Below are 20,023 nucleotides of genomic sequence, written 5' to 3'. Positions count from 1 at the left end.
ATATAAAAATAATATGTTAATAGTCAGAAATTATAATTTTTTTGTATTTTGTTATTTTACAAGTGATATATTAAAAATTATATAAAAATTCTATTATATAATTGATAAATTGTCAATAAGATTATAAAGATTTTGTAGAAGATGAAAAGGTTTATACGTATATTAACTAATATTTTAATACTTTTATACAGGAAATACCACAAATTTTTAAAAAATATCATTGCATTGTTCGTGTGTATTTTCTGTAGTAATATAAGTGTGTGTAAAATATATTAATATTATTATAATGTAATTATTAATTTATATGTTATAATGTTTTTGCAAAATTCTTTTAAGCAAGTGGAGGTGAAGGCTATTTTGCATAAAGAATATTTAAATGCTAATGATTCTATGGAAGATAAGCCAATTGGTTTTTTTGATTCGGGTGTAGGTGGCTTAAGTGTATTAAAAGAAGCAATTAAAATACTTCCAAATGAGGATTATATATATTTTGGAGACTCTAAAAATGCACCCTATGGAGTAAAATCTGTAGCAGAAGTTAAAGCCTTAAGTTTTCAAGCGGTGGAATTTTTAATAAAACATAAAGTAAAAGCAATTGTTGTTGCTTGTAATACAGCAACCAGTGTTGCTATTGAAGATTTAAGAAGGCATTATAGCAATATACCTATAATAGGAATTGAGCCTGCTTTAAAGCCTGCTGTTGAGATAAATGATGGAGGGAAAATTGTAATAATGGCAACTCCAATGACTTTATCTGAAAAAAAATTTGCGTGTCTTATGGAGAAGTATAAATACAAGGCGGAAATTGTACCGTTGCCTTGTGCCGGACTTGTAGAGTACATAGAAAAAGGTATAGTTCAAGGAGAAGAATTAAATAATTTTCTAAAAGATAAGTTTTCACATTTAATATATAATGAAATATCTTCTGTAGTACTTGGGTGTACTCATTATCCGTTTATTAAAGAAGAACTTAATAAGGTATTAGGAGAAAAGGTTAAAGTAATAGATGGAAGTTTAGGGACTGCAGCACAATTAAAAAGATTGATTACTGAGAAGAATACTAGAAACAAAAAAAAATCTATGGGAGAGGTTCAAATTTTTAACTCACTAGAAGATGAATATATTATTAAGATATCAAAAAAACTATTAGAAGGTTAAGAGTATAATAATTTTTTTAAAAAGTATTTGCGGGAAGAACTGTAGATACTTTTTCTATTTTTAGTTTTAAAATATCACCTATAACCAGTGAAGGAATAAATTATAATAGGGGGGAAGCCCTAAAACCATAGGAGTAAGGTGATAAAATGAAGGTTTTTACTGTTAAAAAGGAAAAAGAAGAAACCTTAGATGAAAAAACTTTTGGAGTAGTTTCAAGTTTGAATTTTAAAGGAAGGGATAATTTTAACTACATTATTATAGAAAATCCTTCTGATAGTAGAAAGATTTACATTATAAAAAATTTAGACGTAATGATTAGGGAGTGTAATAATGAACTTTCCTTGATGCAAGGGGAAACTGATAAAATGAATAAAATATCTAAAATGAATGGCTATAAAAAGCTTGCAGATTTAAATTTATTTGATGGAATTGAAAAAAATAATAATAATGAAGAAATTGAACTTGTAAAAAATATCATAAACCAAAATAAAAGATACAATATTTTAAATGATTCAGCATTAATTATGCTGCCTGGAGGATGTTTATCTATAAAATTAAAAAAAGAAGTCTCTGATTTAGATATTAATATAAATTGGACAAGTGATGATATTTATAATTCGTGATAGAAGAATTTTACGACGTAAAATTCTTAGTAACCAGTAACAAATTCCCAGTAACCAGTTTTATTAATCCTATTGGCAACTGGTCACTGGTCACTGGTTACTAAAGGAAAGCGCCTCGCATTTTTCTTATATCCCCCATGTCAAACATCTTCTCTACTACAACTATGTATATTATGGTATAATTTAGTTTATCATAGTAAATAGTTTGTAGAATAAATAAGCACATGAGAGGAGATTAAACTAATGAATCCAATTGTAACAATCAAAATGAAAAATGGAGATATGATTAAAGCTGAATTATATCCTGAAATAGCTCCAAATACAGTGAATAATTTTGTAAGTCTAGTAAAAAAAGGATTTTATAATGGCGTTATTTTTCATAGAGTAATTCCAGGATTTATGATTCAAGGAGGAGATCCACAAGGTTCAGGTATGGGAGGACCAGGCTACTCAATAAAAGGCGAGTTTACAGCTAATGGGTTTAAAAATGATTTGAAGCATACTAGAGGAGTACTTTCTATGGCAAGAACAATGGCTCCTAATTCTGCAGGAAGTCAATTCTTTATAATGGTAGAAGATTCTCCACATCTAGATAGACAATACGCATCCTTCGGTAAGGTTACAGAAGGAATGGAGGCTGTAGACAAAATAGTAAATTCAAAAAGAGATTACAATGATAGACCTTATGAAGATCAAGTTATGGAAAGTGTAACTATTGAAAACTTTGGAGTAGAGTACCCAGAACCAGAAAAAACAAAATAGTTAATTTCAATAATTAGGGGCAATGCGGAGGCAATCGATATGAGCAGAGTAGGAATTAAAATTAAAGAAGCTAGATTAGGCTCAAACATGACAGAGAAGCAACTGGCAAAGAAAATAGGAGTGTCAGAGAGCTTTATAAAAGATGTAGAGCTTGGTCGAAAAGTAATAAATGAAGATATTATGAATAAAATATCTAAGGTATTAGATAAGGACATAAATGACATTACTATGTCCTTTGAGGCTGAAGTATATAAGGAAGAATTAAAGGTTGAGCCTAAGAAAAATTTAGAAAAAGTAAATGAAGTATGGAATGATGCTTTTAGTTCAGTACTAAAGACTGTACCGGTTTATGGGTATGATTTGAATAAAGCCTTAGAATTAAGGCAAATGCCTGTTATCAATAACAAAATAGAAGGTTATGGGAAAGATAAGGTAGTATTTATTGAAATTCAGGATGATGATATGGCTGGTTTTAGAATTGCTAAGGGCGATATTGCTTTTGGTCATTTAAGCCATGAAATAGAGAATAATTCTATATGTCTTGTGGAATACAATGGACAGAGGGTTATAAGGCAAATTAAAAGGCTAGATAACACAAAGCTATTGCTAGTAAGCAATAAAAGCAGTGTGAGAACAGAAACTGTTGGAGTAAAAGATATTAAAGTTCTAGTGATTTTTATAAAATTAGAGATAAAATTATAACTAATTTTAATGGCAATTTGAGTTATTTAAAAGTATGCAGCTATATTGTTGCATACTTTTTAAATTTGTGGCAAATTATACTATTCAATATAATCATGTCAAATTGAAACTAGGTATAAAAAATGAAACAACTCGAAGAGAAATAGACTAAACAGGGAATATTAATTTATTATGGCAAAATGATTAATTGATAACCAAAAAATAGTGGAGTATAATTAGCAAAGTACAATATAAAAGTACAATATATTGTGGTCAGGGGTGTATAGTATGCTATATGTAGTAAAAAGAGACGGCAGAAGAGTATCTTTTAATGCTATTAAAATAACTAACGCTATCAAAGGATCTGCTGATGAGATAGCCTTTAATTTAAAAGATAGTGAAGCTGTTGAACTTACTGAAAAGGTTATACAAGAAATAGAAAGGATGAATTGCGAGGAAATTACAGTTGAAGATATACAGAACATCGTAGAAAGAGTATTGCCTCAAAATGGCCATGAATTAATAGGGAAAACCTACTCTAATTATAGACAAGAAAGAACAAGAATTAGAGATAAGAAATCAGATCTAATGAAGGTTATTGAAAGAATAGGTGTTGAAACAGATAGAGATAATGCTAATGTAGGAAATAATTTTAGTTCAAAGCTTTTAAGAATAGCTAGTGAATCAAATAAATGGCATAACCTTGGAAAGATGCCAAAATATCTTGCTAAGCTTCATGAAAATGGAGATATTTATTATCATGATTTAGATTCTTATAATTTAACTACTAACTGCTTGAACATTGAAACGGGTAAGGTGCTAGCAAGAGGTTTTAATACTGGATATGGCACAATACTTCCAGCAAAAAGAATAGAATCTGCTGCAGAATTATCATGTATATTACTTCAAAGTACTCAAAATGACATGTTTGGGGGACAGTCCCACGTTAATTTTGATAACGATATGGCGCCTTTTGTGGATATGTCAAGAAAAGAAATTAAAAGAGAATATGAAGAAATATTTGGAAAAATAGAAAATCTAGATGAAATAGTTGAAAGAAAATTAGAAAAGCTAGTTCGCCAATCTATGCAAGGGATAGTATATAATCTAAATACTATGCATTCAAGAGCAGGTAGTCAAGTTCCTTTCAGTTCTATTAATTTAGGGTTACCTCAAAATAAGGATGCTGCAATGATTGATAAAACTTTCCTAGAAGAATATGAAAAGGGACTAGGTAAGGGTGAGCAGCCTATTTTCCCTAATGTAATATTTAGAGTAAAAGAAGGGGTAAACAGAGAACCTAGTGATCCATACTATTATCTTTATGAACTTGCTTGTAGAGTAGCAAGTAAGAGAATGAACCCTATGTTTATGAATTTAGATGCTGATTTCAATAAGGAATATTACGATAAGGGAGTAATAGCCGCTACAATGGGCTGCAGAACATACATAATGTCAAATATCAATGGAGAGCCTGGACCTGGTGGAAGAGGAAACATAGCTCCAGCCACTATTAACCTTCCAAGACTGGGTATATTAGCAAAGGGAGATTTAACTAAATTCTTCTCACTGCTTGAAAATAGAATGGAAATGACGAGAGAATCTCTTTTACATAGATATGACACACTAAAAAATTTAAAAGTCAAGGACTTACCTTTTGTAGCTGGTGAAAAATTAATGAGGGGTTCAGAAGAGTTAGCTCCTAATGATTCCATTGAGCCGATACTAAGGCAAGGAACCTGGGGGATTGGATTTATTGGTCTTGCTGAAACTCTAACAGCTTTAATAGGAAAGCATCATGGTGAAAGTCAAGAAGCTTATGAACTTGGACTTAAGATAGTAACATATATTAGAAAATTCTGTGATAAATATAAAGAAATAGATAGACTTAACTGGTCTTGTTATGCTACTCCGGCAGAAGGGCTTTCTGGAAGATTTATTCTCCAGGATCAGAAGGTTTTTGGGAAAATAGAGGATGTTACAGATAAAGATTATTATACTAACAGTTACCATATTCCTGTATATTATAATATATCTATAAAAGATAAGATTGATTTAGAAGCACCATTCCACAAACTATGCAATGGTGGACATATAACTTATATTGAAATGGATGGATATCCTGAAGCAGAAACCGTAAAAGCATTAATAGATTATGCTTATAAAAACACAAATATAAATTATATAGGAATTAATTTCCACATGAAGTATTGCAGAGAATGTGGAACTAAGTTAGAGCCGGCTGAAAAAACTTGCCCAAAATGCGGAAGTACAAATATTCAAGGAATATCTAGAGTTACAGGATATTTATCCTTAGACGAAAGATTTGGAGCAGGTAAAGTTGCTGAAAGAGCTGATAGAAAATCTCATAATGATGATAAACATGTAAATACTTATGTAATTTAATGGAGAATAAAGTTATGAAGTTAAGGGTAGCAGGTTTTTTAGATAATACAATGGTAAATGGGAAAGGCTTAAGAAGTACATTGTTCCTATCAGGCTGCAATCATAATTGTGAAGGATGCCAAAACAAAGAAATGCAATCTTTTCAATATGGGGATGATGTAGAATTAGAAAAAATAAATGAAAGAATAAAGAGAAATATCCCATTGATTAGTGGGGTTACTTTTTCAGGGGGGGAACCCTTTGAACAAGCCAAAGAGCTTACGGAACTTGCAAAAAAAATTAAAGAAGAAAATTTAGATATTTGGTGTTATACAGGATATACTATTGAAGAAATTTTAAAGAGTAATGATGAGTATAAGTTAAACCTCCTTAAACAATTAGATGTGCTTGTAGATGGTAAATTTAATAAGCATTTAGTTGAGGGAGCCTTAAAATATACCGGCTCAAGAAATCAAAGAATAATAAATCTTAAAGAAGTAAATATATTTTAAAAATTGTTGTTTCCATATAATGAATTCAACAATCTTTAAAATAGTCTTTATAGCTACTAAATGAAAGTTTTAAATGAATGAAAAAGCAACATTCATTTAAAACTTTATAATATAAAGATATACAATAATAATATTAAAACCATAAACTGAGAAATATTTCTTAGTTTATGGTTTTTCACTTATAGCTTACATTGGAGGATCAAGTATCTTAATCACATTTAATCCTTCTAAAGGACCTTCTATTTTTAAGGTATTGCTTTTTACCCGTTCTGCATTTTTCATATTTGTTATAAAGTTTTCTACTCCATCAATATCAAAGCCTACGTAAGGAGTTTTATAGTGCATAGGAATTATTAATTTGCTATTTATTGCCTTTGCAACAATAGCTGCTTCCTTACCATCTAAGGTGTAATTACCGCCTACTGGAATTAATAGAATATCTACTTCACCTAACTTTCTTAAATCTTCTTCTGATAAGAGGTGACCTAAATCTCCTAAGTGACAAATTTTGTAATTATCAACTATCAATGTATAAATTATGTTTTCACCTCTTTTAGCTCCTTTAGCTGAATCATGATAAGAAGGAATTCCTTGCACTGCAATATCAGCTTTATAAAATAATCCAATTTCTTTAATAATCTCTGGATTACCTTTAAGTAAATTAGTATAGTTGTGGTCAAAATGGTTATGACTTATAGTAACTAGGTCTACTTCATCGTTAAACACTTTATAACCTACTGTTTCATCAAAAGGGTCAGTTAAAATTTTTCTTCCCTTTGAATCTACAATTAGGAAAGAAGAATGACCAAGCCAAGTTATTTCCATTATTTTCACATCCTTTCATATTTATGATAACACAAAGGTTGATTAGTAACCAGTAACCAATTCCCAGTAACCAGTTTTATTAATTCTACTGGCAACTGGTCACTGGTTACTAAAGAAAAATGCATCGCATTTTTCTTCTATTTATAAAATATCCTTCCCTATTATAATGATATTTTATAACAAAATTATAAAAAATGTTATTATTAAGTAAAATACCGTACTATTAGATTTTTTATTCGTATTAATTAATGTATAATAAAATATGGTTTAATTATAATTTTAATAGTAATTAAAAAACATTATAGAATTCTTGAATTATTTATCCATATAAAATACAATATAGTTAACGAGGGTTTTGGGAGGGAAGTAATTTGAATATAATAAGGAAGAAAAAAAGTACATTAATGATTGTTATTCTTTTGTTATTATCAGTAATGTTGCCTTCACAGGTCTTTGCTGCTTCATATAAGGATTTACCTAAAAAAGTAGGAATTGCCTCAGATAAGGTTTGGAACATAAAATTTAACGAGGATATTAATAAAGATACAGTTAATTCTAGCAGTATAGCTGTGTTGGATTCAAATAATAAGGAGATACCCGTTAAGGTAACATACATAGATAGCAGAACTGTAGCAGTAGCACCTGTTACTAAGTATGAAGAAGGACAAACTTATTCTTTAGTAGTTAAGGACACTTTAAAAGGTAAAAGTGGTAACAAAATAAAAGCTCCAGCAAGAATGGAATTTACTATAGAAAATAAGGTTGTTAAGCCAACTTCTCCAAAAGGATATATAATAGCATTAGATGCTGGTCGTGCTGGAAATGACATAGGTTCTGAAATCGGACAAGCAGGTGTCAAAGGAAAAGATGTAAATCTTCAAGTAGCATTAAAGGCAGGTAAGATTCTTGAACAAAATGGAGTTAGTGTAGTTTATACAAGAACAGGAGATAACGTATCTTGGAGCAAGGAAGACAGTGTTGCAGCCAGAAGTAAAATTGTTAATGATGCAAAAGCAAACTTACTAATAAGTATACACTGTAATTCTTATTCTTCTTCTACAGCAGCTGGAACAGAAACTTATTATTTAAGTGGTAACCAAGAGTCAAAAAAACTTGCTTCTTATATACAAAATCAGCTTCCAGCGAAAACAGGACTTTATAATAGAGGAATAGTAGAAAGCAGCTTGAAGACTTTGAGCAGTGTAAATGCTACAGGAGTTTATGTAGCTCTAGGATTTTTAACAAATCCAAAGGAAGAGCAAATATTAGACAGTGAAGAATACAAAAATAACAGTGCAGAAGCTATAGCAAATGCTGTGCTAAATTATCTAGATATTAAAATGCAAACATATATAAAGGATATACAAGATATATCAGTAATTCTTTACAAAGGTGAAAAGTATACACTTCCTACTACTGTAACGGCTGTTATGAGTGATAATACAGATTCAAAGGTTAGTGTTAAATGGGATAAGACTTCTGTTGATACATCTAAAGAGGGAACTTTTAATTATAAAGGAACCGTAGCTAGTTATAGTGAAAGTGTAAATTTGAAGGTAAAAGTAATTTCTGACAGCAGTTTTAATGAGGGTAGCATTGGTAAAGTATTTATAGATTCAGCTGGTGCTTCAAATACAATAGACCTAACAGATCCAGCAGCAGTAAAGTCCAAGGATATTAATTTAGCCATTGGATTAAAGGTTGGTAAAATACTTGAAGACAAAGGAATAAATGTTGCCTACTCAAGAAAAACAGACAGTGTATCTTGGAGTAAGGATAAAGACATAGACGAGAGAGTTAAACTGGCAAATGCATCAGGGGCTGAGCTTTTGGTGAGAATTCAAATGAATTCCTATACTAGTCAAGCAACTAAAGGAATAGAAACTTATTATAAAACTGGTGATGATATTGGAAAGGCCTTTGCAGAAAATGTTCAAAGTAATTTAATCACTTATACTAGTGGAGTAAATAGAGGGGTTAAAACCAAAGTGTTTAACATTTTAGACGCCTTTAATGGAACTGGAATAGTGGTTTATCCAGGTTTTATTACAAATCCAGATGAAGAAGCACTATTAAAAACCTCTGAATATCAAGATAAAATTGCAAAAGCAATAGCCTCAAGTATTTTAGAAGGATATAATAGCTCAAATGAAACTATAAAAGATGTTAAAGATGTTTCTGTAAAAGTAAATCAAGGAGAGAAGTACTCTTTGCCTACTAAGGTAGCAGCTTTAACTAACGAAGGTAAGACAGTTCAAAAGGATGTTATTTGGGAAACAGATTCTGTTGATACAAGTAAAGCTGGAACAATAACTATAAAGGGAAGGGTAAAAAACTATGATAAACTAATAACTCTTTCATTGATAGTTTCTTCAAAGAATGCTACAAATTATAAGGTGGCTATAGACGCAGGACATGGCGGCTACGATTCAGGAGCAGTTGGACCAAATGGAACAAAAGAAAAAGATGTTACTTTAGCAGTTGCATTAAAGCTAGGAGATATTTTAGTTAAAAATGGAGTAAATGTAGTTTTCACAAGAACCAGTGACAATGTTCCTTGGCCAAACAATAAAAATGAAGAGCTTCAAATGAGATGCGATATAGCAAATGAAGCTAATGTAGATTTTTTTGTATCAATACACACAAATAGTATTGATGGAAGTCCAACAACTTCAGGGACTGAAACTTACTATGATAGAGACAGTACCAAAGGAATTCCTTTAGCAACTAATATTCAAGAAGAATTGGTCAGTGAACTTAATTCTAAAGATAGGGGAATTAAAGGAAGTGGACTATATGTGGTGAAATATACTGATGCTCCTGCTGTACTAGTAGAATTAGATTTTATAAGCAATCCAGATAAAGAGAAGCTTATGAACAATTCAGATTATCAGCAAAAGTATGCAGAAGCTATAGCAAGAGGAATACTTAAAACCTTAGAATAGTAAGAGTATATAGAAAATATAAATTAAAAAGTAATGGAAGAGATGCAATTATGACAAAAGTTAGTTGTAATATTTAGTCTCTTCCTTTATTATATTTATATTACGATATTTTTAAAAATAATTACTTAAGTGGGAGCTTAATTCATGAAAGATAGAAATATTTATCAAAGCAATCTATTTGCATTTATTCTATTATTTTTATATGCATTTTCGCCAATATTACTTAAACCAATATTTCAGGCTCTAAAAATGCCAATTTCATTGTATTTGGTTTTGCCTCAACTGCTACTTCTTATAGTTCCAACTATAATATATTTTATTATAACAAAAAAATCCATAAAAGAAACTTTAAGGTTGAATAGATTGAATTTTAAATCTATACTTATTATTGTAGGCATAGGTATTTTAGCACAACCTGTAGCGATGTTTTTATCATTTTTAACACAATTCATATTTCCTAATAGAATAAGTCAAGTAGTATCAGCTATGAATGATATACCTTTGCTAATAAGAATAGCAGTAATTGCATTAACACCTGCAATTTGTGAAGAGATAACCATGAGGGGAGTAGTATTATCTGGGTATAATCAAATAAGTATTAGCAAGGCTGCAATAATTACCGGAATGTTTTTCGGAATGCTTCATCTTGATGGAAATCAATTGCTATATGCTTTTGCTATAGGTATTATTTTTGCATATCTTGTGAGAATAACAAACTCCATTTATGCATCTATGATATGTCATTTCACAATAAATGGAACTCAAGTTTTGATTTCTGCATTAGGAATAAAGTTGGCAGAAGCTAGTGGACAGAATCTTGAGTTAGTTCAAAAGGCTGGTTTATCATCTTTAACTACTGTACAATTGGTTAATAGCCTTTTTATATTGTTAGCTATAGCGATTGTATGTATTGGAGTCATTATCATGCTTATGCAAAAGCTAGCTAGAATGAATAACTACTCTTGTAAAAAAGAAGCTTTAAGTGTAGAAAAAATTAAAATACTGAATTGGCCTGTGGTAGCCTCAATATTAATATATATTTCTGTTATTGCAAGTGATGTTAAAGAGATCTTAAATAAGTAATACGGGGGTTCGCAATTTTAATGTAGTAGCGAGGGGGAATACTTTATGAAGCAAAACATAAATGACATGAATAAGGAAGAGCTAAAAGAATTTATAAATGAGAGTATTGAAGACATTATAAATTTAGTGGATGAATATAATAATATTATAAAGGATAAATTAAATGAAAACAAAGAAACACAACCTATAAAAAGAAAAGCACTTAATATAAAGAGAATTCATAATTATGTTTCTTGGGTAAAAGAGCAAATAAAAATGAATGATATGATTTCAAAGGATATTAGGGTAATTCCGAGGCGTGGAGAAATATGGACTTGTGAGCTAGGGCAAAACATTGGCTCAGAAGAAAATAAAATAAGACCTGTGATAATTATTCAGAATGATACAGGTAACAAAAATGCTCCAACAACTATAATTGCCCCTATATCAAATAGACCTAAAAAAATAGCTGTACATATCGAACTTAGAGAAAGTGACTACAAGCTTGAAGATGGAGAAAAAAATCATATAACTGGAACAGTACTGGCAGAACAAATAAAGGTAGTTTCAAAAGCAAGACTCGGAAGACACATTGCTACTTTGAATAAAGAATTTATGGATTTATTAGATTCTAAACTCAGAATTTCACTTAAATTGTAATTCATTTGTAAAAATATAATACAATATGAAGATATAATGCTATAATTTTAACAAAGAATAAAAAAAGTATTAAAAAACTATTGCCATACTTAGACAATAGTGATAAAATTAAATCGTTAGTGAGTAAGTACATACCTAATTGAGATTAGGAGACTATATTCCATATTATCCTTTTTTATCAAGTTAACATACCTGGCATGGGCTAGGAGATTATATAACATATTATTTCACATATTAAAATGGAAAAAGATTGGTTAAACCAATCTTTTTCTCTATATAATAAATGAAAATTGACAACAAAAAGCTATTGTAATATAATATAGCTTAAATTGAGATTATACTATGAATATGATATTTATTAAACAAAAAACTACTGTGAACAGGAAGAGTATTTAAATAGATTGCTTTAAGAGAGCGGGGGATGATGGGAAACCTGTAGCTAATATTTAAAGAAAATCACCTGGGAGTTGAAAACTGAAGTGCCGGTGGCATATTAAGTGTATCCGTTATTTCGCGTTAAGAAATAGAGTATGAATGTACTTGAAGAATTATACACATAGGTGGTTAATGTAGCTGCGTCCTTATGGGCGGAGCTTTTTTGTATATTTAAATTATAAAAGGAGATAGACGCATGTACAAGAAGGTTGAGACATCTACTAATTTTGTAGATATGGAAAGAAAAATAGCAGACTTTTGGCAAGATAATGACGTTATACAAAAAAGTTTTAATAGAAATGAAGATGGCGAATATTTTACTTTCTATGATGGACCTCCAACAGCTAATGGTAAACCTCACGTAGGCCATGTGCTTACAAGAGTAATGAAGGACTTGATACCAAGATACAAGGTTATGAAAGGCTATAAGGTTTTAAGAAAAGCTGGTTGGGATACCCATGGACTTCCAGTTGAGCTTGAGATAGAAAAGAAACTTGGAATTTCAGGTAAGCCTCAAATAGAAGAGTACGGTGTAGAAAAGTTTGTTAAAGAATGTAAGGAAAGTGTATTTAAGTATACTAGCCTTTGGAAGGATATGTCTGAGAAGTTAGGATTCTGGGTTGACATGGAAAATCCATATGTAACTTATCACAATGACTATATAGAATCCGTTTGGTGGGCATTAAAGCAAATGTGGGATAAGGGACTCCTATATAAAGGACATAGAGTTTCTCCATATTGCCCAAGATGTGGAACAGGGCTATCGTCTCATGAAGTTGCTCAAGGCTATAAGGATGTAAAGGAAGCTACTGCTTTTGTAAAATTTAAAATTAAAGACTCAGGCAATAGATATATACTTGCGTGGACAACAACTCCTTGGACATTACCTAGTAACGTAGCTTTGACTATAAATAAGGCTTATGATTATGTTGAAGTTTCAATAAACGGAGAAAATCTTATACTTGCAAAAGAACTTGCACCAAAGGTTTTAGACGGAGAATACGAAATAGTAAAAGAATTTAAGGGAGAAGAATTACTTGGAACTGAATACGAGCAATTGTTCAAATTCCATGTTCCTGAAAAGAAGGCTTTCTATGTAGTTCATGGAGACTATGTAACTTTAACTGATGGTACTGGAATAGTTCATACTGCTCCAGCTTATGGTGAAGATGACAGTCAAACAGGAAAGAAATATGGTTTACCTCTAATAAATTTAGTTGATTTAGAAGGTAAGTTTGTTGAGGAAGTTGAACCTTGGAAGGGTCTATTTGTTAAAAAGGCTGACCCTAAGATTCTAGATTATCTAAAAGAATCAGGAAACCTATATAAATCAGAGAAGTTCACCCACTCATATCCTCACTGCTGGAGATGTGACACACCACTTCTATACTATCCAAAGGATAGTTGGTTTGTAAGAATGACTTCTCTTAGGGATAAACTATTAGAAAATAATAATAAAATAAATTGGTATCCAGACAACGTAAGAACCGGAAGAATGGGTAAATTTCTAGAAAATGTAGTAGATTGGGGTATCTCAAGAGATAGATACTGGGGAACACCTCTACCAATTTGGGAATGTGAATGTGGTCATAGAGAGTGTATAGGAAGCATTGAAGAACTTAAGAAAAAAGGAATTAATGTTCCAGAAGGAATTGAGCTTCACAAGCCATATATAGATGCAGTTAAGCTTACTTGCCCTCACTGCGGAAAGGAAATGACTAGAACTCTCGAAGTTATTGACTGTTGGTTTGACTCTGGTTCAATGCCATTTGCTCAACACCATTATCCATTTGAAAATAAAGAAGTATTTAATAAGACTTATCCAGCACAATTTATATCTGAAGCTGTTGACCAAACAAGAGGATGGTTCTATTCATTACTTGCAATATCTACTGCTTTATTTGACAAAAGTTCTTATGAAAATTGTATAGTTTTAGGTCACGTATTAGATAAACATGGACTTAAAATGTCAAAGTCAAAGGGAAATGTAGTAGATCCATTTGATGTTTTAAACAATGAAGGAGCAGATGCTACTAGATGGCATTTCTATACTGCTAGTGCACCATGGCTTCCAACAAGATTCTCAGAAGAGGATGTAAAGGAAACACAGAGAAAGTTCCTAAGCACTTTATGGAATGTTTACTCTTTCTATGTGCTTTATGCTGAAATAGATCAATTTAATCCACTTGAATACAAAAACTTTGTTTCTGAAAATGTAATGGATAAATGGATAATATCTAAATTAAATAGTTTAGTTAAAAAGGTAGAAGAAAATATAGATAACTACAAAATAACAGAAGCTGCATTAGAACTTGAAGACTTTGTAGATGAGCTTTCTAATTGGTATGTAAGACGTAACAGATCAAGATTCTGGACTACAGAATTAACTGAAGAGAAGATAGGAGCATATACAACTCTTTATAAAGTTTTAACAACTGTAATCCAAGTTGCGGCACCATTTGTTCCATTTATTGCAGAAGAAATTTATCAAAATCTAGTATTCAATTTAGATAAAAATGCAGTAGAAAGTATTCATCTAGGAACTTGGCCAAAATACGATTTAACTCTTGTAGACAATGAACTTGAAAGACAAATGGATTTAGCTTATAAGATAGTTAAGCTTGGACGTAGTGCTAGAAATGGTGCAAATATAAAGAACAGACAACCGTTAGCAGAAATGCTTGTAAGCACAAAATCTCTTCCTGAATATTATGGTGATATAGTTAAGGATGAGCTCAATATAAAGAAAATTGAGTTTGGAGCAGATTTATCAAAGTATGTTAATTTTGAAATAAAACCAAACCTACCAGTGCTTGGAAAAGCATATGGTAAATTTATTCCAGCAATAAGAAAAGCTATATCTGCTAAGAATCAAATGGAACTTGCTCAAACTATAAATAATGGCAAATCTGTATTTATAGATGTGGAAGGCCTAGAGGATCAAATTGAGCTTACTTCAGAAAACTTACTTGTAACAATGCAAGGACTTGAAGGTTTTGCCTTTGCTGGAGAAGGGGAAGTTGGAGTAATACTTGAAACTACTATTACAGAGGAGCTTAAAGAAGAAGGTTTTGTTCGTGAAATATTGAGTAAGGTTCAAAACCTAAGAAAAGAAAGTGGCTTTGAGGTTGCAGACAAAATAATACTTTATGTTGCTGGGAATGAAATGCTAGAAGCTGTAATTAGAAAATATGAAGACCATATTAAGAACGAAACCTTAGCAGTTTCAGTAGATTATAATGAAGATAAGCCATATAATGAGTTGAAGATTAACGGGGAAGACTTAAAAGTTGCAGTAGAAAAACAAACTATGTAATTAAAAACATCTGATAATTATGTTTATAGCATAATTGTCAGATGTTTTTTCATTTGGTAAGCTCATCCCAGTTTTCCATAAACTCATTCAATTCCATTAGAATACTTGATTTATCTTTAGTCATATTAGCACCTTTTAGTCTTGCAATGTTAATTCCTATATTGTATATTTCATCTCTTTCAACACTAAATTGTATTCTTGGGACTATCTTTTTCCATGCTCTTTCTATGTTATTTATGTCTATGCTTACATTATCCCATTTTTCATTTACGGTATCTTCCATAGCTGTTTTGACAAACCCCATAACATCTTCTGAGGACTTTAGAGGCTCTTTCAAGTACTTACCGCTGAACATTACTACTATAAATAGGCATAAGCCTAATATTGGTAAAAGGTATGGAAAGTATTTTTTCATAATTACACATCCTTTATAAGAGTTAAATAACAACTATTGCATGTGATCCTTATACAAGTCAAAATAAATGGTATTAGGTGGAGTAAAGCTAGCAACAAATACCTCAGAAGGAGAACTTATATTGTTTGCTTTTAGTTGGGATAGCAGCCAATTCATATCTTTTTTTATATTTTTTAAGTTTTCCTCAATTACTAGTCCATCATAAATTATTTCTGAACTAAGGGCTACTTTTGACACAGACAACTTCATGTCTTTAGGTGTAACAGGTTGATATTCTGCTTTCTTAAGTATAGACAATTGACCATCTTTTTCTAAAACTGCAAAAGCTACTTGAGTTAAGTCGAAAACGCCCTTATCTCTGAGCTGCTCTAGAAGTTCGCCTAGTCTGTATTTTGACTTTCTCATAGCATCCTCTAATATCTTTCCATCCATAATTACTACTGCAGGTACATCATCTAAATAATCAGAGGCTTTTTTTGATTTTAAAGTAATGTATTGAAGTAGCAAAGATAAAGAGGCCCATGTAATTAGTCCAACCCAATGAGGCCAAGCTCTACTTGTTAAGTCGGTAGTTAAGGTAGAGGCAGTAGAGCCTATTGTTATACCTAAAATATAGTCAAAAAAAGTAAGCTGGCTTATTTGCTGTTTACCTAGAATTCGAGCAAATATTAATAAACTAAAAAAAGAAATAATTCCTCTGACCAATACTATAAGTCCTTCATTCATAATTTTCTCCTCAAGCTCAATAATTTTGTTTATATTATATGGAGTTTTAATAATTTAATTCAAATTGTAAATATTTACATTGGCTTAAACTCTTCTTGTAATCTAATACATATATATTGTATAATAAGGAAAATGAAAAAAATAACCGTAATAGGAGTTGGTAATATGGCAACTTCCATAAAAGATGTGGCTAGGGAAGCAAATGTATCTATTGCAACAGTTTCAAGAGTTTTGAATAATGTGGATGTAGTAAATGAAGAAACAAAAAAGAAGGTTTTAGAAGCAATTGAAAAGCTTGATTATAGGCCAAATATAATTGCTAGAAGTTTGAAAACTCAAAAGACAAAAACAATAGGCATAATTATACCTGATATTTCAAATCCAATTTATCCAGAAATAGTTAGAGGAGCTGAGGATGTCGCAAATATCTATCAGTACAATATCATGCTATGTAATACAGACCTTGATACTGAAAAAGAAATTGAATATCTAAGGGTCCTTGGAGAAAAGATGGTGGATGGAGTTATTTATATGAGTAACTCTTTAGAAAAAAGTGTTATGAAAACTATTAGTTCTAGTAATATGCCAATAGTCTTAATTGAAACTAATGGTAGAGAGACTGAGTTCCCTAGTGTGGTAATTGATAATAAGCAGGCAGCTACAGACGCAGTAGAATATTTAATAAACAAAGGGGACAAAAGAATAGCTTATATTAGTACGGATAAAAAAGCTATAAATGCCAGTGCAATTAGATATAAAGCTTATAAAGCTACTCTTGAGAAAAATGGAATACCTTATGATGAAGACTTAGTGTTCTTTTGCAAATATGCATTAAAGTCAGAAGACGGTTATGAAGCTATGAATACAATTTTATCAAAAGCTAAAGATATTGACGCGTTATTTTGTGTAAATGATGAAATTGCAATGGGAGCTATAAATGCCATAAGAGATAATGGACTTAGAGTTCCAGAAGATATTGACGTAGTAGGCTTTAATGATACTCATGGTGCTGAATTTTTCTATCCTAGACTTACAACTGTGGCACAACCATTATATGATATGGGTTCAGTTGCTACTAGAATGCTTATTAAAAAGATAAATAACGAAGAAGTAGAGAAAAAAGTATTTGTTTTACCTTATGAGCTTGTTGAAAGAGATTCTACTAAGTAATTAAATGAGGAAAAATGTATGTCGAAAAGGCATACATTTTTTTTATACCACTATTTGGAATATTATGGTATAATAATATGCATAATAAGGTAAAATATGTAAAATATATCATAGGAGGGTATCCCTATGGAGGATAGATACAAATTATTTAAAGAAGTTGTGAAAATTGAAAAAGGATGCATAGATTATTTTGGCAAAATGTATAAATTGTCGACTATTGAGCAATGGCTGAAGGAGAATGAAGCTCAGTATTCTTGGATAAAAGATGAAATAGGTACACTAAAAAAGCCTCCAATAACAGATGCAAAGTTTTCAAGGCTTATCTATCTTATGAGTAACACAAATAGGGATGAAATAGATACATTTTACAAAGTTGGGGCACTTCTTTACAATATGCCCACATATAAAGAATTTTTGTATATAGTTAGAAGATATAATCAACTGAGAATAAATTACGAAAGCTATGAAATTTTTTTAAAGGATTGGTGTATTTCTTATAATTCTGAATATGACTATGAAAACATCATAGAGCTATTAGATAATGCTAATAAATTATTAGAAGAAATTGAAGGTACTTGGCTCGAAAAGATTTTACTTATTATTTCTAAAGGTGGACAAACTGCTAGGGTAGTACTTCAGCAGACAATTTTAAAGTGTAATTATTATATAAAAAAGATTACTAGTATTAGAAAAGAAATAAGTGGTTTTAAGGTAGAAATCCCAAAAGAAATAGAAATTTCGGTTTTAAATCATAAACTTGAGTCTGTTTATAGGGAATTTGAAAAAAAGGGTAAGCTAAATAAACTTTTTAAAGTAATTCATAAAGAATGTTTAAGTGTATTGAACGGATGCTTAATAGACAACAAACCTGTTGAAACTAGAGAACAAATTCGAATAGTAAAGCTTTATGTTGAACAATGCTCTATTGAAGAAAGTCTAAAAAACATGTGGAACAATACAATGATGGAATATAAGGGGATAGAGATAAATGAGTTAAGCTTTGAGACTTTGTCTAATGTAGAAGAAGTAATTAATAAATTAGATATTATAGTAAATTGGGAGAAAAAGGTTGTAGATAAAATAAAAAATCATATAAGTAAAATTACTTTTTTAAAAGACATAGATTGGTATAATAAAGAATCCTATTCAACTTTAAGAAAAGGTATATTAAATATTAAATATTTAAATGAATATGAAGAGCTTAAGAATTATATATTTAATATTAAGAAATCAATCTCAAAGGCAAATGAATTTGATGGTTTAATAAGAGCCATAGATACATGCAATACATTTATATTAGAAAAATATTATAAAAAGCTAGAAAGATTAAAAGAAATAAGTCCATTAATAAAAGAATTAGAAGGCATTATGGAAAGTCTTTATGAGGATTGCCCTATGTTAGTAGAAAAGCTACTTAGTGATGAGGATAAACTTAATCTCTTAGGGAAATATAAAAATTTTAGTGTTGCATGGAAATGGAGGCAATTTAAAAATATTTTAATTGAGGTGGAAAAATATAAAGAGGAGGCTTCGGAAAAAAAACTTAAGGAAATCTTATCTCATAAGCAAGGAATTGCGTAAATAATTTTGACAGATGGAGGCTTAAATAATGATTTGTTATACAATTGGACATTCAACAAGAAAGCTGGAGGAGTTTATTAATACTATAACCACATACGGCATTGATTGTGTGATGGATATAAGAAGTGTACCTTATTCATCAAATAAATTTTATAATTCATACAATAAGGAATTTGTAGAAAGAGAAATAAAACAGTCTGGAATTAATTATATTTACATGGGGGATGTATTAGGGTACCAGGGAAAAGGAAAAGATCTTTCTTCTAAAGAGTGGAAAGAAGAATTTGATAATATCATTGGATGCAGTCTTTTTAAGAAAGGTATAAATAGAATAATAGAAGGAATAAGAAGGGGCCATAAAATAGCACTTATGTGTTCAGAAAAGAACCCTTTTAATTGCCACAGGAGTATTTTATTAGGTTATGCTTTAGAGCAAGAAGGAATTGAAGTGAAGCACATAATCGATGAAGAAAAATATAAAACTCAAAAGAGAATAGAAGAAGAGTTATTTGTAACTTATGAACCAATTTTGAAGGACAAATTTTTACAATTAAGTATTCAAGATATTCTAGATAAAGATAATTATGATGAAATAAATGAAAAAGCTATAAAAGCTAAAATAATTGATGAAGGATATCGAATAAAATTTCAACAAATATAAGTGAAGGGGGCAGACCCCTGGGTGTAATTCCCAGGGGTCTGCCCCCTTAGATTTTAATAATTTATAGTAACTGTGAATAAAAGTATGGAGATTGCTCAATAATATG

The 20,023-nt window shown here is 30.6% G+C and carries 16 protein-coding genes; 13 read left to right on the top strand and 3 right to left on the bottom strand.

Annotated features, from left to right (window positions below):
- Nucleotides 1-390: 390 nt before the first annotated feature.
- The 6 genes from murI (at nt 391) to nrdG (ending at nt 6,121) form a co-directional block, all read left to right on the top strand.
- Nucleotides 391-1,158 (top strand): glutamate racemase, encoded by a 768-nt coding sequence (gene murI, locus CLHOM_RS13025; RefSeq protein ID WP_052222232.1) that lies wholly within the window; start codon nt 391-393, stop codon nt 1,156-1,158.
- Between the two features lie 146 nt (nt 1,159-1,304).
- Nucleotides 1,305-1,781 (top strand): hypothetical protein, encoded by a 477-nt coding sequence (locus CLHOM_RS13020; RefSeq protein ID WP_052222126.1) that lies wholly within the window; start codon nt 1,305-1,307, stop codon nt 1,779-1,781.
- Nucleotides 1,782-2,024: 243 nt separating this feature from the next.
- Complete coding sequence (locus CLHOM_RS13015) at nt 2,025-2,543, top strand: peptidylprolyl isomerase (protein ID WP_052222125.1); 519 nt, start codon at nt 2,025-2,027, stop codon at nt 2,541-2,543.
- Between the two features lie 39 nt (nt 2,544-2,582).
- Nucleotides 2,583-3,245, top strand: coding sequence for a helix-turn-helix domain-containing protein (locus CLHOM_RS13010; RefSeq protein ID WP_052222124.1), 663 nt, complete (start codon nt 2,583-2,585; stop codon nt 3,243-3,245).
- Nucleotides 3,246-3,512: 267 nt separating this feature from the next.
- Nucleotides 3,513-5,630: an anaerobic ribonucleoside-triphosphate reductase gene (gene nrdD / locus CLHOM_RS13005; protein ID WP_052222123.1), complete on the top strand. Its 2,118-nt coding sequence runs from the start codon at nt 3,513-3,515 to the stop codon at nt 5,628-5,630.
- A gap of 14 nt (nt 5,631-5,644) precedes the next feature.
- Nucleotides 5,645-6,121, top strand: a complete 477-nt coding sequence (gene nrdG, locus CLHOM_RS13000; protein WP_052222122.1) for an anaerobic ribonucleoside-triphosphate reductase activating protein — start codon at nt 5,645-5,647, stop codon at nt 6,119-6,121.
- A 186-nt stretch (nt 6,122-6,307) separates the two neighbouring features.
- Here nrdG and CLHOM_RS12995 read toward each other — a convergent pair whose 3' ends face one another.
- Entirely contained in the window at nt 6,308-6,946 is a 639-nt protein-coding gene (locus CLHOM_RS12995; protein ID WP_052222121.1) for an MBL fold metallo-hydrolase, read from the bottom strand.
- 371 nt (nt 6,947-7,317) lie between these two features.
- Here CLHOM_RS12995 and CLHOM_RS17985 point away from each other — a divergent pair, with 371 nt between their 5' ends.
- From CLHOM_RS17985 to ileS, 4 genes are all read left to right on the top strand, one after another.
- Nucleotides 7,318-9,891 carry an N-acetylmuramoyl-L-alanine amidase gene (locus tag CLHOM_RS17985; protein WP_082204432.1) on the top strand — a complete coding sequence of 858 codons (2,574 nt, stop codon included), beginning with the start codon at nt 7,318-7,320 and terminating at the stop codon, nt 9,889-9,891.
- 144 nt (nt 9,892-10,035) lie between these two features.
- Entirely contained in the window at nt 10,036-10,974 is a 939-nt protein-coding gene (locus CLHOM_RS12985; RefSeq protein WP_052222120.1) for a CPBP family intramembrane glutamic endopeptidase, read from the top strand.
- Nucleotides 10,975-11,019: 45 nt separating this feature from the next.
- Entirely contained in the window at nt 11,020-11,613 is a 594-nt protein-coding gene (locus tag CLHOM_RS12980; RefSeq protein WP_052222119.1) for a type II toxin-antitoxin system PemK/MazF family toxin, read from the top strand.
- Between the two features lie 631 nt (nt 11,614-12,244).
- Entirely contained in the window at nt 12,245-15,364 is a 3,120-nt protein-coding gene (gene ileS / locus CLHOM_RS12975; protein ID WP_052222118.1) for an isoleucine--tRNA ligase, read from the top strand.
- A 49-nt stretch (nt 15,365-15,413) separates the two neighbouring features.
- Here ileS and CLHOM_RS12970 read toward each other — a convergent pair whose 3' ends face one another.
- A complete protein-coding gene (locus CLHOM_RS12970) occupies nt 15,414-15,779 on the bottom strand; it encodes a DUF4363 family protein (protein ID WP_052222117.1) in 366 nt (121 codons plus the stop codon).
- A gap of 33 nt (nt 15,780-15,812) precedes the next feature.
- A complete protein-coding gene (locus CLHOM_RS12965; RefSeq protein ID WP_052222116.1) occupies nt 15,813-16,505 on the bottom strand; it encodes a YetF domain-containing protein in 693 nt (230 codons plus the stop codon).
- Between the two features lie 165 nt (nt 16,506-16,670).
- Between CLHOM_RS12965 and CLHOM_RS12960 the strand changes: the two genes are divergently transcribed.
- The 3 genes from CLHOM_RS12960 to CLHOM_RS12950 all read left to right on the top strand — a co-directional run bounded on the left by CLHOM_RS12960 (nt 16,671) and on the right by CLHOM_RS12950 (nt 19,917).
- Nucleotides 16,671-17,675, top strand: a complete 1,005-nt coding sequence (locus CLHOM_RS12960) for a LacI family DNA-binding transcriptional regulator (RefSeq protein WP_052222115.1) — start codon at nt 16,671-16,673, stop codon at nt 17,673-17,675.
- A gap of 126 nt (nt 17,676-17,801) precedes the next feature.
- Entirely contained in the window at nt 17,802-19,256 is a 1,455-nt protein-coding gene (locus CLHOM_RS12955; RefSeq protein WP_052222114.1) for a hypothetical protein, read from the top strand.
- A gap of 28 nt (nt 19,257-19,284) precedes the next feature.
- A complete protein-coding gene (locus CLHOM_RS12950) occupies nt 19,285-19,917 on the top strand; it encodes a DUF488 domain-containing protein (protein ID WP_052222113.1) in 633 nt (210 codons plus the stop codon).
- Nucleotides 19,918-20,023: the final 106 nt, after the last annotated feature.

The sequence above is a fragment of the Clostridium homopropionicum DSM 5847 genome, from assembly GCF_001263795.1.
Lineage (GTDB): Bacteria > Bacillota > Clostridia > Clostridiales > Clostridiaceae > Clostridium_H > Clostridium_H homopropionicum.
This window is presented reverse-complemented; position numbering and strand designations above follow the sequence as displayed.

Coding starts and splice junctions, on each gene's coding strand:
- murI (WP_052222232.1), top strand. CDS start 391: ATGGAAGATAAGCCAATTGGTTTTTTTGATTCGGGTGTAGGTGGCTTA.
- CLHOM_RS13020 (WP_052222126.1), top strand. CDS start 1,305: ATGAAGGTTTTTACTGTTAAAAAGGAAAAAGAAGAAACCTTAGATGAA.
- CLHOM_RS13015 (WP_052222125.1), top strand. CDS start 2,025: ATGAATCCAATTGTAACAATCAAAATGAAAAATGGAGATATGATTAAA.
- CLHOM_RS13010 (WP_052222124.1), top strand. CDS start 2,583: ATGAGCAGAGTAGGAATTAAAATTAAAGAAGCTAGATTAGGCTCAAAC.
- nrdD (WP_052222123.1), top strand. CDS start 3,513: ATGCTATATGTAGTAAAAAGAGACGGCAGAAGAGTATCTTTTAATGCT.
- nrdG (WP_052222122.1), top strand. CDS start 5,645: ATGAAGTTAAGGGTAGCAGGTTTTTTAGATAATACAATGGTAAATGGG.
- CLHOM_RS12995 (WP_052222121.1), bottom strand. CDS start 6,946: ATGGAAATAACTTGGCTTGGTCATTCTTCTTTCCTAATTGTAGATTCA.
- CLHOM_RS12985 (WP_052222120.1), top strand. CDS start 10,036: ATGAAAGATAGAAATATTTATCAAAGCAATCTATTTGCATTTATTCTA.
- CLHOM_RS12980 (WP_052222119.1), top strand. CDS start 11,020: ATGAAGCAAAACATAAATGACATGAATAAGGAAGAGCTAAAAGAATTT.
- ileS (WP_052222118.1), top strand. CDS start 12,245: ATGTACAAGAAGGTTGAGACATCTACTAATTTTGTAGATATGGAAAGA.
- CLHOM_RS12970 (WP_052222117.1), bottom strand. CDS start 15,779: ATGAAAAAATACTTTCCATACCTTTTACCAATATTAGGCTTATGCCTA.
- CLHOM_RS12965 (WP_052222116.1), bottom strand. CDS start 16,505: ATGAATGAAGGACTTATAGTATTGGTCAGAGGAATTATTTCTTTTTTT.
- CLHOM_RS12960 (WP_052222115.1), top strand. CDS start 16,671: ATGGCAACTTCCATAAAAGATGTGGCTAGGGAAGCAAATGTATCTATT.
- CLHOM_RS12955 (WP_052222114.1), top strand. CDS start 17,802: ATGGAGGATAGATACAAATTATTTAAAGAAGTTGTGAAAATTGAAAAA.
- CLHOM_RS12950 (WP_052222113.1), top strand. CDS start 19,285: ATGATTTGTTATACAATTGGACATTCAACAAGAAAGCTGGAGGAGTTT.